At 65.7% G+C, this 17,970-nt stretch carries 18 protein-coding genes; 8 read left to right on the forward strand and 10 right to left on the reverse strand.

The features are described 5' to 3' along the window. Positions 1–43: 43 nt before the first annotated feature. Both ON44_RS14065 and ON44_RS14070 read left to right on the forward strand, forming a co-directional pair. Positions 44–1,189 carry an acyl-CoA dehydrogenase family protein gene (locus tag ON44_RS14065; RefSeq protein ID WP_040690050.1) on the forward strand — a complete coding sequence of 382 codons (1,146 nt, stop codon included), beginning with the start codon at positions 44–46 and terminating at the stop codon, positions 1,187–1,189. Next, complete coding sequence (locus tag ON44_RS14070) at positions 1,173–1,844, forward strand: TetR/AcrR family transcriptional regulator (RefSeq protein WP_373283158.1); 672 nt, start codon at positions 1,173–1,175, stop codon at positions 1,842–1,844. Before ON44_RS14065 ends, ON44_RS14070 begins: the two co-directional genes overlap by 17 nt. Here ON44_RS14070 and ON44_RS14075 read toward each other — a convergent pair. Then, positions 1,841–2,227: a hypothetical protein gene (locus ON44_RS14075; protein ID WP_174415063.1), complete on the reverse strand. Its 387-nt coding sequence runs from the start codon at positions 2,225–2,227 to the stop codon at positions 1,841–1,843. The genes ON44_RS14070 and ON44_RS14075 overlap by 4 nt on opposite strands. Before the next feature lie 314 nt (positions 2,228–2,541). Between ON44_RS14075 and ON44_RS14080 the strand changes: the two genes are divergently transcribed. Further along, entirely contained in the window at positions 2,542–3,303 is a 762-nt protein-coding gene (locus ON44_RS14080; protein ID WP_040690054.1) for a DUF4190 domain-containing protein, read from the forward strand. 11 nt (positions 3,304–3,314) lie between these two features. Here ON44_RS14080 and ligD read toward each other — a convergent pair whose 3' ends face one another. The 6 genes from ligD to ON44_RS14110 all read right to left on the reverse strand — a co-directional run bounded on the left by ligD (position 3,315) and on the right by ON44_RS14110 (position 8,488). After that, positions 3,315–4,325 carry a non-homologous end-joining DNA ligase gene (ligD, locus tag ON44_RS14085; RefSeq protein WP_083897854.1) on the reverse strand — a complete coding sequence of 337 codons (1,011 nt, stop codon included), beginning with the start codon at positions 4,323–4,325 and terminating at the stop codon, positions 3,315–3,317. Further along, the gene (locus ON44_RS14090; protein WP_218007558.1) at positions 4,325–5,410 is read right to left on the reverse strand and encodes an ATP-dependent DNA ligase; all 1,086 of its coding nucleotides are present in this window, start codon (positions 5,408–5,410) and stop codon (positions 4,325–4,327) included. The genes ligD and ON44_RS14090 overlap by 1 nt, the downstream gene beginning before the upstream one ends. Before the next feature lie 290 nt (positions 5,411–5,700). Then, the gene (locus ON44_RS14095) at positions 5,701–6,099 is read right to left on the reverse strand and encodes a cold-shock protein (protein ID WP_040690058.1); all 399 of its coding nucleotides are present in this window, start codon (positions 6,097–6,099) and stop codon (positions 5,701–5,703) included. A 31-nt stretch (positions 6,100–6,130) separates the two neighbouring features. Continuing rightward, positions 6,131–7,231: an SPFH domain-containing protein gene (locus tag ON44_RS14100; RefSeq protein ID WP_040690060.1), complete on the reverse strand. Its 1,101-nt coding sequence runs from the start codon at positions 7,229–7,231 to the stop codon at positions 6,131–6,133. Positions 7,232–7,268: 37 nt separating this feature from the next. Continuing rightward, positions 7,269–7,502, reverse strand: a complete 234-nt coding sequence (locus tag ON44_RS14105; protein WP_040690061.1) for an NfeD C-terminal domain-containing protein — start codon at positions 7,500–7,502, stop codon at positions 7,269–7,271. A gap of 65 nt (positions 7,503–7,567) precedes the next feature. Beyond that, complete coding sequence (locus tag ON44_RS14110) at positions 7,568–8,488, reverse strand: alpha/beta hydrolase family protein (RefSeq protein ID WP_040690062.1); 921 nt, start codon at positions 8,486–8,488, stop codon at positions 7,568–7,570. Between the two features lie 121 nt (positions 8,489–8,609). Here ON44_RS14110 and ON44_RS46745 point away from each other — a divergent pair, with 121 nt between their 5' ends. The 3 genes from ON44_RS46745 to ON44_RS53975 all read left to right on the forward strand — a co-directional run bounded on the left by ON44_RS46745 (position 8,610) and on the right by ON44_RS53975 (position 13,125). Further along, positions 8,610–11,546: a tetratricopeptide repeat protein gene (locus tag ON44_RS46745; RefSeq protein WP_051181993.1), complete on the forward strand. Its 2,937-nt coding sequence runs from the start codon at positions 8,610–8,612 to the stop codon at positions 11,544–11,546. Between the two features lie 66 nt (positions 11,547–11,612). Beyond that, positions 11,613–12,728, forward strand: coding sequence for a BTAD domain-containing putative transcriptional regulator (locus tag ON44_RS14120; RefSeq protein WP_040690065.1), 1,116 nt, complete (start codon positions 11,613–11,615; stop codon positions 12,726–12,728). A 142-nt stretch (positions 12,729–12,870) separates the two neighbouring features. After that, entirely contained in the window at positions 12,871–13,125 is a 255-nt protein-coding gene (locus ON44_RS53975) for a transposase (RefSeq protein WP_373283159.1), read from the forward strand. Positions 13,126–13,547: 422 nt separating this feature from the next. Here ON44_RS53975 and ON44_RS14130 read toward each other — a convergent pair whose 3' ends face one another. Together ON44_RS14130 and ON44_RS14135 are read right to left on the reverse strand one after the other, a co-directional pair. Then, positions 13,548–13,883, reverse strand: a complete 336-nt coding sequence (locus ON44_RS14130; RefSeq protein WP_040690070.1) for a WD40 repeat domain-containing protein — start codon at positions 13,881–13,883, stop codon at positions 13,548–13,550. 85 nt (positions 13,884–13,968) lie between these two features. Next, positions 13,969–14,586: a class IV adenylate cyclase gene (locus ON44_RS14135; RefSeq protein WP_218007559.1), complete on the reverse strand. Its 618-nt coding sequence runs from the start codon at positions 14,584–14,586 to the stop codon at positions 13,969–13,971. 296 nt (positions 14,587–14,882) lie between these two features. Here ON44_RS14135 and ON44_RS14140 point away from each other — a divergent pair, with 296 nt between their 5' ends. Beyond that, positions 14,883–16,163, forward strand: coding sequence for a family 2 encapsulin nanocompartment cargo protein terpene cyclase (locus ON44_RS14140; protein WP_218007560.1), 1,281 nt, complete (start codon positions 14,883–14,885; stop codon positions 16,161–16,163). A 425-nt stretch (positions 16,164–16,588) separates the two neighbouring features. Here the strand turns inward: ON44_RS14140 and ON44_RS14145 are convergent, their stop codons facing one another. Continuing rightward, on the reverse strand, positions 16,589–17,563 hold the full coding sequence (locus ON44_RS14145) for a sugar-binding transcriptional regulator (protein ID WP_085998534.1): 975 nt from the start codon (positions 17,561–17,563) through the stop codon (positions 16,589–16,591). 192 nt (positions 17,564–17,755) lie between these two features. On the opposite strand from ON44_RS14145, the gene ON44_RS48205 reads away from it, so the two are divergent. Next, positions 17,756–17,970, forward strand: a 215-nt coding sequence (locus tag ON44_RS48205) for an alcohol dehydrogenase catalytic domain-containing protein (RefSeq protein WP_157187143.1), incomplete at its 3' end; no start/stop codon positions are given.

The raw sequence follows: 17,970 nt of genomic DNA on the forward strand, positions 1-17,970 counted from the left end.
CGCGGGTGCGACAGGCCCGCGCGATCGAGCAAAGGATTCTGCGATGGCACGCGCGGCATGGAGTGACGACGAGGTCGAGGCGGTCCGGGAGCTGGCGCGAAATTTCTTCGAGAAGGAAGTCGTCCCGCACGAGGAGAAGTTCGTCGCGCAGGGACATCCCGACCGCGCCCTGTACAACCGGGCCGGCGAACTCGGCCTGCTGTGTACCGCGACCCCGACCGAATACGGCGGCGGTGGCGGCACTTTCGCGCACGAGGCCGCCATCATCGAGGAACAGGCCTTCGCGGGTGACGGCTCGATGGGTATGGCCGTGCACACCTCGATCATCGCGCCATATATCCAGCACTTCGGTACCGAAGACCTCAAGCGGCGGGTGCTGCCCAAGGCCGCGACCGGCGAAATGGTGCTCTCCATCGGCATGACCGAACCGGGCACCGGCTCGGATCTGCAGAACATCAAGACCCGCGCGGTCCGTGAGGGCGACGAATACGTCATCACCGGCTCGAAGATCTTCATCACCAACGGCTGGCTCTGTGACGGCATCCTCATCGCCGCCAAGACCGATCCGACCAAGGGCGCGGCAGGTGTTTCGCTGATCTTTGCCGAGGTGGGTGACGACACTCCGGGTTTCAAGCGCGGCCGCATCCTGAACAAGATCGGCGGCAAGGCCCAGGACACCGCGGAGCTGTTCTTCGACGGACTACGCGTGCCCGCCTCGAATCTGCTCGGCGAGGCCGAGGGCCAGGGCTTCTATCAGATGATGCAGCTGCTGGCCCAGGAACGATTGGTCACCGCCATCATCGCTGTCGCGATGATGGAGAAGGCGGTGCAGTTGACCGTCGACTACACCAAGGGGCGCGAGGCCTTCGGCAAGCCGCTGTTCGCGATGCAGAACACCAAATTCGAGATGGCCGAATGCGCGACCATCGCCAAGGTCAGCCGGATCTTCCTCGACGACTGCATCGGCAAACATCTGCGCGGCGAACTCGATATTCCCACGGCTGCGATGTCGAAGTACTGGCTGACCGACCAACTCGGTATTGTGGTCGATCGCTGCCTGCAACTGTTCGGCGGCTACGGCTATATGACGGAGTATCCGATTTCCCAGCTCTACACTGGTGCCCGCGTGCTGCGCATCCTCGCGGGCAGCAACGAGGTTATGAAGGATCTCATTGCCAGGTCACTCTGAGGTCACCGCTAGCGACCGCTTGCCGGTCACTCGAAACGACACCGAGGCGCAGCCGCGCAGGCGCAGGCTGGAACCGGACGAGCGACGCGCACAGATCCTGGAGTGCGCGATCGACATGTTCGGCGAGCGGCCCTACGCGGCGGTCTCCACCGCGGAACTCGCGCAGCGGGCCGGGGTCGCGCGCGGGCTGATCAACCATTACTTCGGCAATAAGCGCGACCTGTATCTCGCGGTCGTGCGCCGGATGGTCACCCTGCCCCGCCTGGACGATATGGTCGCGCCGACCGGCACCGATCGCGAACGCGTCGATGCGAGTGTGCACTGGCTGCTGGATGTGATCTCCGAACACGGCAGCACCTGGGTCAAGGTGACCAGTCACGAGGGCGTAGGTGACGATCCCGAGGTGCAGCAGATCCTGGATCAGGCCGATGACGCGGCCGCCGAGCGGATGCTGCTGATGGTCGGGCGCGCGGATTCGGCCCACAGTGCGCAATTGCGCGCCATGGTCCGCGCATTCGGTGGGTTGGTGAAAGTCGCGGGCCGAGAATGGATCACCCGCGGCGCCCTCACCCGCGAGCAGGTGCACGCGCTGCTGTCCGACATGCTGATGACGCTGGTGACCGAAACCATGCCGAAGGTGGATCCCGGGCACTAACTGTGCGGCGTGGGCTGTTTCGGCAATTCCGAAGGCCTTTTACTCGGCGCGATCCGACGCTCGGTGGCGCTGTAGCGGACGCGCCGCACATGCCCGGGGGCGTGCCCGGTGCGGCCGTACTTCCGCTCGATCACTTCCTCGCGGTGATGCTCGACCAGCAGTGCGCCGATTCCGGAGATCCACAATGCGGCGGTCACTATCGCACCGATCCGGGTCCAGCCGATGAAGCCGTAACCGGCCGCGGTGAGTGTGCACGCCATGGCGACGATGCCGAGCGCGCACAGAATGATGCCGGGCACGTTGTAGTCGTCACCGAGTAGATCGCCCGCGTGAGAATGCCACGGCCGCCCTTGTTGTCCTTTCGAACCGGATTCACCGCGCATGCATCCCTCCTCTGCTGACGTCACCGCATGGGGTCGGTCCCGAGACCAGCATGTACCTCGACGGCGCGCGGCGCGAGTGGTGTTTGCCGGTTTGTTACTCCGGTGCTCGAATCGCACTGTCCCGAATCCGGTCGCCCCGGGGCCGAGTAGAGGCCGAGTTGACATGGCGGCGTTCGCGATTACGGTTTGATGACAATTGATCGGCCGTTTCGGATGATGTTGCGGCCGTCGGCCCCTATCCTTTGTCGGTATCGGGGCGGGTCCGGGCAGTTCGAGGTTCCTGCGCGGTTTGGTGGTGTGGAAGAGGGACCTGGATGGCACGGACGGATAACCGTGAGCGCGAACGCTGGCCGGAGGCACAGCCGGAGGAGTACGAGGCGGAGACCGGAGCGATCGGCCGGTGGCCGGATCCGGATCCCAACGACCGCTGGCCGGAGGTCGAGCCGCCGGCCCGGCGTGCTACCCGGGCCGGTCGCCTACGGGTCGAGGTTCCGCCCATTGTCAATCCGTATGCGATCGTCGCGTTGGTGGCCGCGCTGCTCGGCCTTTTTCCGGTCGCGATCGTCTTCGGGTTCATCGCCTTCAGCCATCCGCGTGGCAAGACGATGGCGGTGTGCGCACTGCTGCTCGGTGTGATCGAGGTCGTCGCTATCGCCGGATACGTCGTGCTGTCCGGCAGCAACTTCTCCGACGCGCTGTCCGGGATGAACCGGACCCCGGTCGTATCGAGTGTCGCGCTGCCCTCCACCATCGCCCAGACCGCCATCCCGCAGCCCTCGGTGGCTCCGACCGTCGTCGCACCCCCGGGGACCTCGGCCGCAGCGTCGACGAGCCAGGTGACTCCGAAGAAGGGCACGGTGTGCACCGAGCCGGGCCGCATCGGCACGGGGGCCGACGGCAACACCCTGCTGTGCCTGGCCAGCGGCGGTGTCTACCAGTGGAACGGTCCGTACACCGTCGGCGGCACCGTCGCGGAGCCGGGGACCAAATGCGACGGTTCGGCGAAGAGTGCCCGCACCGCGGATGGGCGGGCAGTGACGTGTGAGAGCAAAGTCTGGGTGCTCTGGACCGAATAGCCTCCCAGTAGCTAGCCTTCCGTTTCCGGCTTCTTGGCCCGGCTCGGCTGTACCCGGGGCGGCTCGTTCGGCATCTTGGGATATTGCGGCGGCCACGGTGCGTCCATGAGCCCGGATGCCATATCCCGCTCCGACATTTTCAGCAGCGGCTCGATGGACTGGGCCGGTCGGTCCGCCCACGGGTCACCGGATTCGGCCAGCCGCGCGGGGACGGTGGCAATGGTCAATTCCTCGGGGGCAACGGTATCCAGATCGGACCAGGCGATCGGCGTGGAGACCTGCGCGCCGACCTTCGGTCGCACACACCATGCGCCGAAAACCGTTTTGTGCGGGGCATTTTGGTTGAAGTCGACGAAGACGCGGTTGCCGCGCTCCTCCTTCCACCACTGCGCGGTGATCTCATCCGGATGCCGCCGCTCCAGTTCGCGAGCCAGCGCGACCGCGGCCGCGCGCACCTGATAGCCGTCCCATTTCGGTTCCAGCGCAACGTAAATGTGCAATCCACGCGAGCCGGAGGTCTTGATGCGGGAGTCGATGGCGAGTTCGGTGAACAGCTCACGGGTGAGTACGGCGGCGTGCTTGAGATCGTCGAAGGTGATGCCCGGCGAGGGATCCAGGTCGATGCGCAGCTCATCGGCGATATTCAGATCGTCGACGTGATTGGGCCAGACGTGGAAGCCGAGGCAGCCCTGGTTCACCGCCCACAGAATGTGCGCGAGATCGTGGGCGACCAGGGCGTCGCTGGTGGTGCCGTTGGGCGTCGCGACCTCGACGGTGTGCAGCCAATCCGGTGCGGATTTCGGCACCCGCTTCTGGAACCACGACTTACCGGACGCCCCATCGGGATACCGCTCCAGCAGCAGCGGCCGATCGCGCACCACCTGCAGGAACGGTTCGGCCACGGCCTGGTAGTACCGCACCAGATCGAGTTTCGTCTCACCGCGTTTGGTGAAGTAGACCTTGTTCGGATTGCTGATGGCGACGGTTCTGCCGTCCACCTCGATATCGACCGACTCGGTCATCATTGGCCTCGGGCTTCGGTGAAGATGGCGCTCAATTCGGCCGGTGCGACCTCGTCGAGCTGGGCGTAGGTACACGATTCCGGTGTGCGATCGGACCGGAAGCGCACCAGCCTGCCGCCGTGCCGCAATCGTCCGGACTGCACATGTTCGTAGCGGACCTCGGCGACCAACTCCGGACGCAGCGCCTCCCAGGACAGATCCTTGCCGCCGGTCCACCGGCTCACCCCGCCCGGCATCTTGCCGTCGGCCTTCGCCTGCGCCGCGGCATCGGCCCATTCCCGCCACGGATGATTCACCAATGCGTTCTCCCGCAACGGTTTCAGCTCATCCACCAGCGACTTGCGTTTGGCCGCGGTGAAACTGCTCGCGACTCCGACATGATGCATATTGCCCTCGTCGTCGAAGAGTCCGAGCAGCAGCGAACCGACGCCCTCGCCATCCTTGTGCCAGCGGAAACCGGCCACCACGCAGTCCGCGGTGCGCTCGTGTTTGACCTTGAGCATCACCCGCTTGTCCTGCAGATACGCCAGCTCGTTGGACTTGACCATGACGCCGTCGAACCCCGCGCCCTCGAAGCGGGTGAACCAGTCCTCGGCGACGGCGGGATCCTGGGTGATCGGGGTCAGGTGCACCCGGGCGAGTTCGGTATCGAGAATGGTCTCCAGCAGTCGTCGGCGTTCGGCGAACGGCTCACCGGTGAGATCCTTGTCGCCGAGAGCGAGCAGATCGAAGGCGACGAAGCTGGCCGGCGTTTCCTTGGCCAACTTGTTGACCCGCGAGGCCGCCGGATGCAACCGGTTCTGCAGGGTGTCGAAATCGAGTCCCTCATCGGTGACCACCACGATTTCACCGTCCACCACGCATTTATCCGGCAGCGCCGCCTTCAGTAGTTCGGCGACCTCGGGAAAATAGCGGGTGAGGGGGCGGTCGTTGCGGGAACCGAGTTCCACTTCGTCGCCGTCGCGGAACACCACGCAGCGAAAGCCGTCCCATTTCGGTTCGTAACTCAGGCCCGGCTCGTGCGGCACCGAGGGCGCCGTTTTCGCCAGCATCGGCCTGACCGGCGGCATCACGGGTAGGTCCACACCATCCTCCTCGGGGGTCCGTTCTCTCACCCATATCGACGTCGCAGTCGACGCAGATTCATCGGTGCGGCCGGGGCTGTGGCTTGATCGTAGAACGCCGGTCCGACAAGGTCGTGAACCTCGCCTGGACCGTCCGAAGCGCCGAGAAGATGGCCGACCACGCAAGAACTGATCAGGTGCGAACAGGGGTAACTCACCGGGGAACGGGCTGACTGGTGCCAGGCGCCAACGCAATTTTTGTGGCACTGAGTCCGGCGCCTGAAGGCCCAGGGAGGCGGGGAGCTTGCGCGCTATTCCAGCCAGCCGTGCTGATCGGCGAAGGCGGTGAGGCGGTCACGGATGGTGAGGATCTCACCGGCGGTGAGGGCGGGGCTCGCGTCCAGTAGTAGCTCGGTGATCAGGCGTTTGTGTTCGGTGGCGGTCAGTTGGCCGGAGCCGGATCTGTCTTTTTTGTGCCGAGGAGTGGGTGGTAGTGGTTGACCGCCGACCACGGCGAGGTTGACCGCCTTCGGACCACGATCACCCTCGGTCACATCGAATTCGAACACCCGCCCCTGGCGCAGTTCATCCTCGTCCAGTCCGATGTCGTTCACATGAACGAACACATCCGGGCCACCATCGTCGGGCCGAATGAACCCGAATCCCCGCGAACTGTCGAACGACACCAATTTCCCGATGGACACCAACACCCGCTCCTCGCGCCGTCGCTACTCGGCCACTTTAGCCCGCATTATCCCCGTCGTTGGATGAAAGCGCCTTTTGTAACGAGTTGAATACAGTGAGGCCCTGACCGACCATTCCGTTGACCAATTCGCCGACACCATCGGGTCCGTTGAGCACCGTCAGGTTGGCGTTCGCCAGGCCGTTCGAGGCCTGCTTGACGATTTCCGGCAGCTGCTCGATCAGCAACTGGTCCAAGGCGATCCGGTTGTTCGAGGCTGCCGCCTCGGCCTGGATCCGAGTCCGATCGGCCTCGGCCTCGGCGAGGATGCGTACCCGCTCCGCTTCGGCCTGAGCGGGTTTCACGACTTCGGCCTGCAACTGCTGCTCACGCAACTCGGCCTCTTTGCGTGCCTGTTCGGCCTGCGCGGTGAGCACCTCCTGCATCGCCTTGGCCTCGGCCAGCGGACCGGCCTGTGCCGCTTCGGCATTGGCTTTATCGATATCCTGCTGATACTGCGCCTGGAGAATGGCGGTCTCACGCTGATATTCGGCTCGGCGGCGCAGCGATTCCTGTTCGGCCTCGGCGGCACGCTGCGCGGCCTGTGATTGCGCGATCTGCGCATCGCGCTGCACGGCCGCGTTATGCGGTGCGGCCAGTGCGGTGATGTACCCCAGATTGCCGTCATCGATGGATTGGATTTGGAACGAATCCACCCACAGGCCGATATTGCTCATCTCCACCTTGGAGGCCACCAGTACCTCGTCGGCCAGCCGCTGGCGTTCGCGGATGATCTCCTCGACCGTCATCGAGCCGACGATCGAGCGCAGGTGTCCGGAGAAGATGCGCCCGGTCAGCACCGACATCTCCCGCTCCTGTTCGGACAGAAAGCGTTGGGCCGCATTGACGATCGACTGGGTGTCGTTGGCGACCTTGAACGCGATCACCGCCCGCACCTCGAGCTGGATGGCCTGCTTGGTGACGCAGCGTTCCTTGATCTCGGCCTCGAACATGGCCAGCGACAGATAGCTCACCTTGCGGAAGAACGGCATCACCCATTTGCCGCGTCCGATAACGACGCCGAACGGCGCGTTGTCCTTGCTCGTACCGCCGCTGACCAGCATCGCCTCGTCAGGATCCGGAACGTGATAACCCAGCACTGTGCCTCCCTAGCAGTTCATAACTTCGGTCGCGGTGTCAGATATCGTCGACCGGGACGGGTTCGAGCGGGATCCACGGCACCACATCGACGATGCGGCCCGGCTGTACCGCGATGATCAGGACGGTTTCGCCGGCCGAGATCGGCTCGGCCGCCCGCGCGATATATATCTCCGTGCCCCCGCGAATCGCAACCAATACTTCGCCGAGCATTCCGGGGCCCCGGATCGGCGAGGTGAGCGTACCCGTCAAACCTTGCACGGGGTCGGTCATCGCGGTGAACTCCTCGCACTCGGTGCCAGAGTTGTCAGCGTACGCGCGATTCGGAATCGCTCCGGTTACGAGAGGGACTCGGCGATGATGCACCCGACCGTTTTCTTGGTGAGATAGTGCGCGGCATCGTGCGGGCTGGAGCCATTGTCGAGTTCGGGATGGGTCGTCGGCACCACATCGCGTCCCGGCGCGGGCGAGAAATAGGGCGTCAGATCCAGATGCGCCGCGACGATATCGTCACGATCGGCCAAATTCTCCCAGCGGGTGAGCGCGGCGGGCACCGTGGGCGGCTGCGGGCGCAGCAGCGGATAGATGATGGACTGCAACGCCAGCGGCGAACCGAGGGTGACCAGCGCCGCGGGCTGATCGGTCCGATGCAGTGCCTCATAGGCGACCACCGAGCCGAGCGAATGTCCGATGACGATCCGGGTCTCCGGACCGATCAGGTCGAGCACCTGTTGCTGCGCGTAGGCACGCACCGCATCTTCGGCCAGATATCTGCTGACTTGAGCCAGTGACCGGTTGACGAATTTGCCGGCCATCCCGAAACCGAAGGGCGCGAACCACTTCAGCTTGGTCAGCGCATTCGCCGCAGGTCTGGCCTTGCGGCCGAAGCCCTGTGCGCCCTCGGTGCCGAGCGCGGAATTATCCAGGTAGCGTTGCGCTTCCAGCCGATCGCGTTGATCGGCCGCCTGCTCGGCAGCCGTCGCCAACCACGCCTCGGCGATCTGCTCGGTGAGTTCGGCATCCTCGGTACCGACCGGCCCGCCGCCGCCTTGAGCGCCCGGGTCGAGAAAGGCATTGCCGTAGAACGCCATTCGAACCTCGAGTATGCCCGGGCGCTGGCCGCGCCACAGCTGATCCGCGAGTTCGCCGTAGCCGGCCGTGCGGACACCGGCCGCCAGCGCCGGAAGCCATTGCGCTTCCAGCAGATCCGCACCGTACTGCTCCTGTGCGATCCCGTGCACCAGCACTATCGCTGCCATCAGCCGCCCCCGTTGTCATTTGCCCCGATGTGCCTTCGGGTACCTTCCTACCACGCAGGGCGGCCGGTGTCGGGGTGTCGAGGGTCGTCGGGGAGTCGACGGTGGGAATGGTGGTGCTGAAATGGGAGGAAGGCTCGCCCTGGTAGTCGGGTCCGAGTGCGAGGCACTGGGGGAACTGGGGTTCACCGATGAGTTGGCGACGGGTCTGTATGGGACATTGACCGGATCCGGCGGCTGGCGGGCGGCGACGGAGGTGCCGGGCCCGGTGCTGAATCCGACAGTGGCACAGCTGGTTACGGCAGTGGACGAGGCTTTCGACGCGGCGGCGCGAGAGCAGGCGACGCTGCTGATCGGATTCGTCGGACACGGCACCGCGACCAGCGCGGAGGATTTCTTTCTGCTCGGCCACGATTCGCCCGCGGTGCCGAACTCGCATACGGCCTTCCACCTGACACAGGAGATTCGGGAGCGGTTGAACCGATCGTCGCTGGACGGGTTGGTGGTCCTCGTCGACGCGTGTGAGACCGAACAGGGCGTGCTCGGCGCGGCCCGTCGCTGGACCGATCTGCTGTCGCGGGCGGCGGGCCGGATGGAGTTACTTGTCGCCGCCGGCGACGGTCCCGCTTACGCGGGCTGCTTCACCCGAACGCTGCTGTCCACCTTCGCGGCCGGACTGCCCGCGCGCGGGGAGAATCTGCTGCCGTCGGATCTGGTCGATCCGATCGCCGCTGCGTGCACCCGGCAGCAGCCGGAACATCTGTCGTTCACCTCGGGCACGGTATCCGCGGCCGAGGGCGGTGATCCCGGCCTGTGGCTGGTGCCGAATATCGCCCGTCACCGCGACGCCGTAACCGGCCGTCCGGCAGCTGGTTTCGTCGATCAACTCACCCGCAGACTGCTACTGACCCCGGCCGTGCGCGAGACGCTCGACGATATCGTCGGATCCGGCAGCTACCGGTTGCGCGGGGTGATCGGACCGCCCGGTGTCGGCAAATCGACACTACTGGCAATGCTCATCCGGCCGAGCCTGGTCGACACCCTGCCCGTCGCACCCGAATACATCACGGCCGCAGTATTTTTGACCGTCAGCAGTTCCATCGAGGCGGTCGCCGCCGAGTTGTCCGCGCAGTTGAGCACCCGACTTCCCGGCTTCCGAGCTGCGGTCGCGGCGGCGCGCAGCCTGGCCCGGCACAGTGTCACCGCACCCGATGTTTTCGATGTCGAGGTGCGGCAACCGCTGGCGGACCTGGGCGGATGGGGTCGACGGGTCACCATCGTCGTGGACGGACTGAACGAACCGGAAGAGGGCACCCAGCGACTGCTGGTGGCCGCCGTCGCCGAGTTGACCCGTCGACCGGAGCTCGCGCATGTCCGGGTGATCGTGGGCATCCGGGAGGGGCTCGGCTTCGAGAACGATCCGGAACTGCGGCATATGCATCGGATCGTTGTCGCCGAGCCGGTGGCCGAGGATATCGCCGCGATTGTGGAATCGGCGGGATATGAGCGTGCCGCCGTCGACGAGCAGGAATGGGTCGGCTGGATCGATGCGCGGTTGGCCGAAACACCAACGGCGCGTGCCGATTCCCCTGCCGCTGCGGCGGGCTGGCTGTTGGCCGGATTGCTGGCCGAGATCGCCGACGAGGTCACCGATCGGGTGGTGGCCGAGGATATCGGTGTCGACGGTCTGGTGGCGTTGCGGGTCGGCGCGGCCATCCGGGCCGCAGCGGGCGACGGACCGGATATCGCACCGAATGTCGCCGATGCCTGGGGGATCGGCGCGGTCCTCGGTGTGCTGGTCGCGGCAGGTGTCGGTCCGGTGCTGCCGCTGGAACTGCTGGATGCGGCGATGCGTGAACTCGGGGCCGAGGTGAGCATTGCCGGCATCCGCGATCTCACCGTGGGTTTGGGTGTGCTGGTCACGCGCAGCCGCCCCGGTACGGCCGACGAATCGCTCGGTATCGCTCACGCCGCCCTGCTCCCCGGACTGGCCGGTGAATGCGACCGGCTCGGCGTGCACAGCGAGGATGCGCACCGCGCGGTGATCGCGGCCATCGAGGCGGGAACCACCGAGCGCGTGGCCGACTATGCCCGTGGTGCGGCGGTGCGTCACTACTTGGCCTACGGCGACGCGGCGGCCGCCTTCGGCTACCTGGAATCGCTGGAAACCACACGCGTGGTGGACAATCGGGATCTGTGGGTGGCCTGGCTGCCGAGCTTCACCGCCGCCATGGGGCCGGATCATCGCGTCACGCTGCTGGTTCGCAATCATCTCGCGAACTGCCGTGGCCGCAGTGGCGAATTCGCCACCGCCGTCACCGAATTGGAAGAGCTGGCCCGCGATCAGACGCGGGTACACGGCGCGGATGATCTCGATACCGTCACTACCCGCTACGACATCGCGGATTGGCGCGGGCATATGGGCCAGCTCGAGCGGACGGTCGCGGATTTCGAACGGCTCGTCATCGATCACGCCCGCATCCTCGGCGCCGACCATCCGTGGACGCTGCGCGCGCGAAACAGCCTGGCCTACTGGCGCAGTGAACGCGGCAGTCTGCGGCGCGCTGTCATCGAATTCGAACAGTTGATCGCCGATCAGGAGCGCATCCTCGGTCCCGTCGACCCGCAAACCCTGCGCACCCGACTGCATCTCGCGCGTTCCCGTGCCATGGCGGGCGAGTTGGTCCGCGCCTTCACCGAATTCGAATTGCTGCTCGTCGACCAGGTCCGCATCCTCGGCCCGGATGACGCCCAGACCCTGCGCACCCGCATCAGTATGGCGCGCTGGCGGCGGGAGAGCGGCGAAACGGCCAGGGCCATTACCGAATACGCCGCCCTGCGGACGGATCAGTTGCGCATTCTCGGGCCGGATCATCCGGATACCCTGCACACCCGCAATTGCCTCGCGGGCTGCTATGGCGAGGCGGGTGATATCGGCGCCGCCATTGGCGAATTCGAGCCGCTGCTCGCCGATCAGATCCGCGTCCTCGGTCCTGACCATCCGCACACTCTGCTCACCCGTAGCAACCTGGAGTACTGGCGCGCCCGGTCCGGCGGGTAGCCGAGGATGTATCGGGGCTAATGTTTTTGCGGGCCAGCGGCTGGCCCAGTCGTAAGGAGTACGACGATGGCCGAAATGCGGGCGCAATTCGGTGTGCTCGGGCCGGTGCAGCTGTCGATCGATGGCGTCGCGCAGCCGGTCGGCGGGCCGAAACAGCGCGCGGTGCTGGCGTATCTGGTGATCAATGCCAATCATCCGGTCTCGGTGGACGCGCTGGCGCAGGCGGTGTGGGAGGAGAGTCCGCCCTCGGATGTGCGGGCGAGTCTGCACGCTGTCACCTCGAATCTGCGCAAACCGCTGCGCGCTGCCGGACTCGACGCTCGCGGCGTACTTGCCCAGGTCGGCACCGGATACCGGATCACGGTGGCCGATGGGGCCAGTGATGTGCAGCGGTTCCGGGCACGCAAGGAAGCGGGCCTGCGGGAACTGGCGGCGGGTCGCTTCACAGTGGCCGCCGAAGCGCTGTCGAGCGCACTGGAACAGTGGCGTGGCCCGGTGCTGTCGGACCTGCGCGGGCTCGGATTCGCCGACGCCTACGCCGCCGCCCTCGACGATGAACGGCTCGGTGTCATCGAGACGCGGGCCTCGGCCGATATCGCGCGCGGGCGCGCGGACGCCGTCGCGGCCGAACTCGCCCTGCTCGTGGGGGCGCATCCTTTGCGAGAACCATTGTGGGAGAAGCTGATCACCGCGCTGTATCTGAGCGGGCGGCAATCCGACGCACTAGGCGCGGTCCGGCAGCTACGGACCACACTGGACGACGAACTCGGCATCGACCCCGGCCCGGCGATCCAAGAGTTGGAGGCGCGGATCCTGCGCCAGGATCCGCTCAGCGTCCGAGCGGTCGCCGATGTGACGATGACCCGGGCGACCACCATTGTCGAGCACGCCGCGGCCGGGGCGCGGGCCGGATTGCGCGATCGGCGGGGCGAGGTCTATCCGATCACCGGATCGGTGACCCGGATCGGGCGGCTGCCCGATAACGATATCGTGCTCGAACACGGCAAGGTCAGCCGTCAGCATGCAGTGATCGTGGACAACGGACTGAACTTCGTGATCAAGGATCTGTGGTCGTCCAACGGGGTGTATCTCGACGGTGCGCGCATCATCGACAGCGTCACACTCATCGAAGGTACGGTGATCCGCATCGGCGAATTCGAATTCGTCTTCACGCTGATCTGAGCTGCGCGGCGGGATCGGCGGTGATCCGGAACGACGCCTCACCGACACCGAGACCCGAATGATCAACGTGCTCAACGAGCTTCGGCTCACCGACCTGGTCACCTCCATCACCTGACTCTCGGCGGTCGGTGCAGCGGCGATCCTGGCCGGAACCGGCGACCCCGCCCGGTTCACCACCGCCCGAGCCCTGGTCGAACACGCTGGTCTGGCGCCACGGGAGAAGCTGTCCGGCACGTTCACCGGACGCACCGAACTCACCGGCCAAGGCCGACCCAGCCTGCGTCTGGCCGCGTGGCGAGCGGTCTGGGGCGCCCAACGGGCGAACCCTGTCTATGCCGCCCGTTACCAGCATCTGACCGGCCGCGAGGACAACAAACTCACCCCCACCCAAGCCTAGGCCGCCATCACCGCGACCATCCTGGGTCACCTGCACGCCGTCATCACCACCGGCAAGCGCTGGGACCCACACACCGCCACCCACGGCACCCGAGCCACCATCACCCCAATCCCGTTGGCCGCCTGAATATTTCGGCGACCAACGAGCGGGCGGTCGGGGCGAGCCCCACGCGGCATAGAGACACACCGTGATCTCGCCTGTAATCATGGGCAGCCCCGACCGTCGTCACCTCAACCCGATTACACGCTGAAGGAACCAACCCCATCACCGTTATGCCGGGACGACGACGGTCGAGGCACCGACCGAACCGCTTGACACAAAACGACTTACGCTGATTACAGGTCACTTTCATTGACTATGGCCAGCCGGGGCATGGGGGTCGCCGCTGGTGCTGTCGGTCGGTTCCGCGATGTCTGTGCCGGTTATGGCTGTCGTGTGAGGACGGCGATGTCGTTGCCGAGGCCCAGGATGATGTCGGCTCCCGGGCTTACTGCGACGACGGGTTCAAGCGCGGGGTAGTCGATCACGGCTGTGAGGGTCATCGTCGTCAGATCCCAGATCCGCGTGGTCTGATCGTAGCCAGCGGTGACAACCACGGGCCGACCGTCGATGCTGGTGCACGCGAGCACCGCGAAGACACACCGAAGCTTTGACATGCCACCCAACGTCGGCGCACCCGTCGCCGAGCGCTCCTCGAGCGACGGCTTTCCCGAAATGCCTGCCTCATGGTTCCGGCCGCGCGCCACCAGCTCGGTCATCGATGCTCAGGTTGTTCCGTGCCGGATTGCAAGCCGAAGCCGCCACTCCGCCAGGGCTTTTCGACCCTGACGCCCCAGCCTGGGGCTAGACCCCGTTGGTATCGCTGAATAGCAGTGTCGGTTCGGTGAGAATGTCGCGGCTGGTCTCGGTCTTGTAGATTTCGTCGACGCTGCCGAAGCGTGCCTCGGCGTAGTCGAGGCCAAGTTGGTCCGCTGCGTGGCGGACCGCTGCTTCGTCCGGTCCCTCGATCTCCAAGAAAGTCGGCAGGTCCGGCCAGGTATCGAGGTCGAACACCACGTCGCCCAGCTGCCATTCTTCGCGGTAGTTCTCCTGGTAGCGGAGCTCTTGCAGGCCGAGCTTGGTCAGGATTTCGGCCGTGGCGTGCAGATCACCGACGGTCGTTTCGATCTCGGTGGTGCCGTCGATTGTGCTGGCATCGGTGACCTGCTTGAGGGTGAGCGTTGAGCGGGACCCCTCGTTCCGGAGCCGCACCCACGCGCCTTGGGCAAGTGCATCGTTTTCGAATATCTTGCGGGTCAATAGTGTTCGTGGGAATGACTGGGTGGCGCCGAGGGCAGTGAGCTTGGTGCGTACGGCGTCGACGTCGATCGCCAGGAACTTGGCTTCGTACTCGTGCTTCATCGAGGCTGGATCGCCTTTCGTGTGGTTGTCCGGGGACTTCGTCGCGATGAGAACGCCCATCCGGTGAGTGTGGTCGTGGGGCTGGCCGAAATGGGCTCGTTCGAGGAATGGGTAGGCCTGCAATGTGAGTAGCACGTTCCATGTGCCAGGCGCGAAGTGGCCCGCGAGTCGATCCGGAGTGGTGTAGTGCTCGTTCAGAGTCGCCGTGGCGGAAGCTCGACCCCTATGTCGGAGATCGGCGTGTCGAATCCACCGGAATCACGCAATCGCCTGCGGCACTGGGCGAGACGGTCGATAGTCGTTTTGAGTGCATCGTGTTGTCTGCATCTATGGACCCCTGCGACGGGAGAAGTGCTGTGACAAGTCTCGACAACGACCAGACCAGCCACCGCGACACGGTTACCGACAATCCGGAACCGCCCGGCGAACGACTCACGCACCTTCTGGCTGGGCCTCACGGCCTGGGCACCGAACTCGCCGCACGCTTCTCGACGATGACCCGGGCCGAGCCCGATCCGGCGGCACCACCCGCGCCCGGCACGATGCCGGCGGCCACACTGCCCGGCGCCGGCTTACGGCACCTTCGCAGCACTGGAACTCTCCTGGGCGAGAGCGCGTTTCGGATACCGGTGCGGCACGCGACGGCCGAGATCGAGCCCTACCGAGAACTTGCCTGGGGTGACGGTTCCGCGCCGCCACTGTACTGCCCGCCCGCCACCCGGATCGACGACAATCTCGCCGACCGAATCGACGATCGCCTCACCACGTGGGCGGAGTCGATCGGGTTCACCGACGAGGAGCTCGAGAAGCTGCGCCGGACCGGCTACGGACGGCTGGTCATGCTGACCCACACCGATTCCGACGACCCCGACCGGCTGCTGGTCCCGGCCCAGATGAACACCGCCTGGTGGATGGCCGACGACTACTACGCCGACGATTCGGCGCTCGGTGCGGACCCGACCCGGCTGCCGCAACGACTCACCTTGGCGATGGCGGCCTTGGATCCGTTGCCCGACGCGGGCGAGTTCACCACTCCGCTGGAGGAGGTGCTGCGGGAAGACAAGGTGCTGCGTGCTTTCGGTTCCGCGATCGCGAATCTGCGTGCCCACGCCACCCCGGGGCAGGTGCAGCGCGCCTGCTACGCGACGTTCACGATGTTCGTGTCCTGGACCGCCTACGCCGCGTGGCGACACACCGGCGAATCACCTTCCGCGTGGGAATATCTCGCCGCCCGCCAGCACGACACCTTCTACACCTCGATGACCCTGATCGACCCCGTCGCCGGGTACGAGCTGCCCGCGAACCTCTTCTACGACGATCGGGTCCGGCAGGCCGTGTTCCGCGCGGGTACCGCCGCCGTCCTGGTCAACGACCTGTTCTCGATCAAGAAGGATGCCGCCGACGAAGTACCCGTCAGCAATATGGTGCTGCAGATCGCCGCCGATCGTGGGTGCTCGCTGGCCGAAGCGACCGAGGTAACCGTCGACCTGCACAACCGGATGGTGCACCAGTTCGAAGCCGACCATCGCGCCCTGCGCGCCATCCCCTCCCCCGAGCTCCAGCTGTTCATGCACGGCGTTCGCGATTGGATGGGCGGCTCGTTCGAATGGCATAACACGAACCCGCGCTACCGCTAGGTGGGTCGTGCCCTGGCGGTAACCTCCTGATATCGCTTGGGCGGCACATATCGACCAACCCACCGAGTCCGCCATCACCTCACTTCGGGTGGCCCTGGCGCAATGGTTCGAGACGCGCCCGAGCGGACGGTAGGACTGGTCCAGCAGGCATGGGCCGACTTGTCATCCATGAGCGAGCGTTGTGCGTGTCACCGGCACGAGCCAGCTCGGTCGCACGCTGCCGGAACTTCGGGGGATGTGCTGGAGGCGAGCCTCACTATCGGTGTCCCGAAGACCGGGAGAAGCTCAGCTGTGGATGGATGTGGAAAGTGCGGATGGGTTGTGTGGGAGTGGCGTGGTGTCTGTGTGGCACGGCGGCCGGTGGTGTGGCACGGAACCGGGTGCTGGGGGTGCTGTGCCGGTCGTGGGGGAGTCGTGGTGGTCGTCTATCGGACGGCAGCCGCTCTGAGGAGACCCTCCGCCGTCGGACTGTCGGTCACGAGGGTGTTCACGTAGCCGGCGCGAGCCGCCACGAGGATGGAATCCACCTTGTCTTGGCCGATGGCGACGCCGATCGTGTGCGGAATGCGCGGGAGGTCCTCTAGCGGGATGGCGATGAGGCGCTCGAACCCACTGGACTCGATCGGCGCTCCGTCGGGTCCGTAGGGCCGGGCGCAGATGTCACCGACGGCGTGCTCGAGTGTTGCCTCCCGCGCCGAGATGACGCTCGGCAGCGACGAGCGGTGCAGCGGTGGAGCACCGATCCCGAGCAGTGCGGCGCGCGCAGACCGCCACAGTTGCTGGACCCGTTGGATCTGTGGGTCGCTCATCAACGCTTCGTGCAGGGTCGGGGTCGGCATGGCGGGGGCGTACAGCATGACGGGGACTCCGCCGACCCGCAGCGCCAGCGCCCGCGTGATCTCGTTCGACTGGTAGTGCGCCTCCGGCTCTTCGATACCCCCGACTGTCGGGCACAGGACGACGCCGGGCAACGGCGGGAGATCGTGCCGTGCGACTGCGAATACCGTTGCGCCGGTTGACACTAGAAGCGCGTCTCCGGGGCGCAGTTGCGATTCGGTGAGCGCGTCGGCGACGCGGGGAGCGAGCAGCGTCCCCAATTCGACGCCTGGGGACTCCGGTGTCACGTATGCCGCAGTTAGTCCAAGCGCCTGGCGGAGATCATGCTCGAGGTCGGTCAGCGCCCGCTTCTCCGGGTTACGGACTGTGACCTGGACGATTCCGGTCTCGCGCGCCTCGGCGAGGAGACGACTCACGGTCGCACGGCTGGTGCCGATTTGGTGTGCGATCTCGGCCTGAGTCGCGTTGTCCAGGTAGTACAGCCGCGCCGCCTGGTACACCAGCCCGGGAGGAAACCGGCGGCGGGCGCCCGCATCGATACTCCCGGCTGCTCGGTCTCTCATCGGCATCCTCCTTCCGTGCAAATCAGTGTGCAGATGTTCAGAGTATTCGATCGGGTCTGAACATTTGTGCTGTACATTTGTTCACCGATGTCTATAGTGACATAGAACACGCCTCCCCCGGGAGGCGGCAGGCAGAAGGAGTCCCTCGTGACTGATCGACATACCCGGTCAGCCGTTTGCGCTGGTGACACGATGCAGGCAGTCGTGTGTCACGGTCCCGCTGATTACCGGCTGGAGAAGCTACCGGTCCCGTCGCGGAGACCAGGAGAGGCACTCATCCGCGTCGAGGCCGTCGGCATTTGCGCGAGCGACCTGAAGTGCTACCACGGCGCATCGAAGTTCTGGGGTGACGAAAACCGGGCGGCATGGGCGGAGACGGAGGTCGTACCGGGGCATGAGATCACCGG

The organism is Nocardia vinacea NBRC 16497 (assembly GCF_000308835.1).
In the GTDB taxonomy this organism is placed as follows: Bacteria; Actinomycetota; Actinomycetes; order Mycobacteriales; family Mycobacteriaceae; genus Nocardia; species Nocardia vinacea.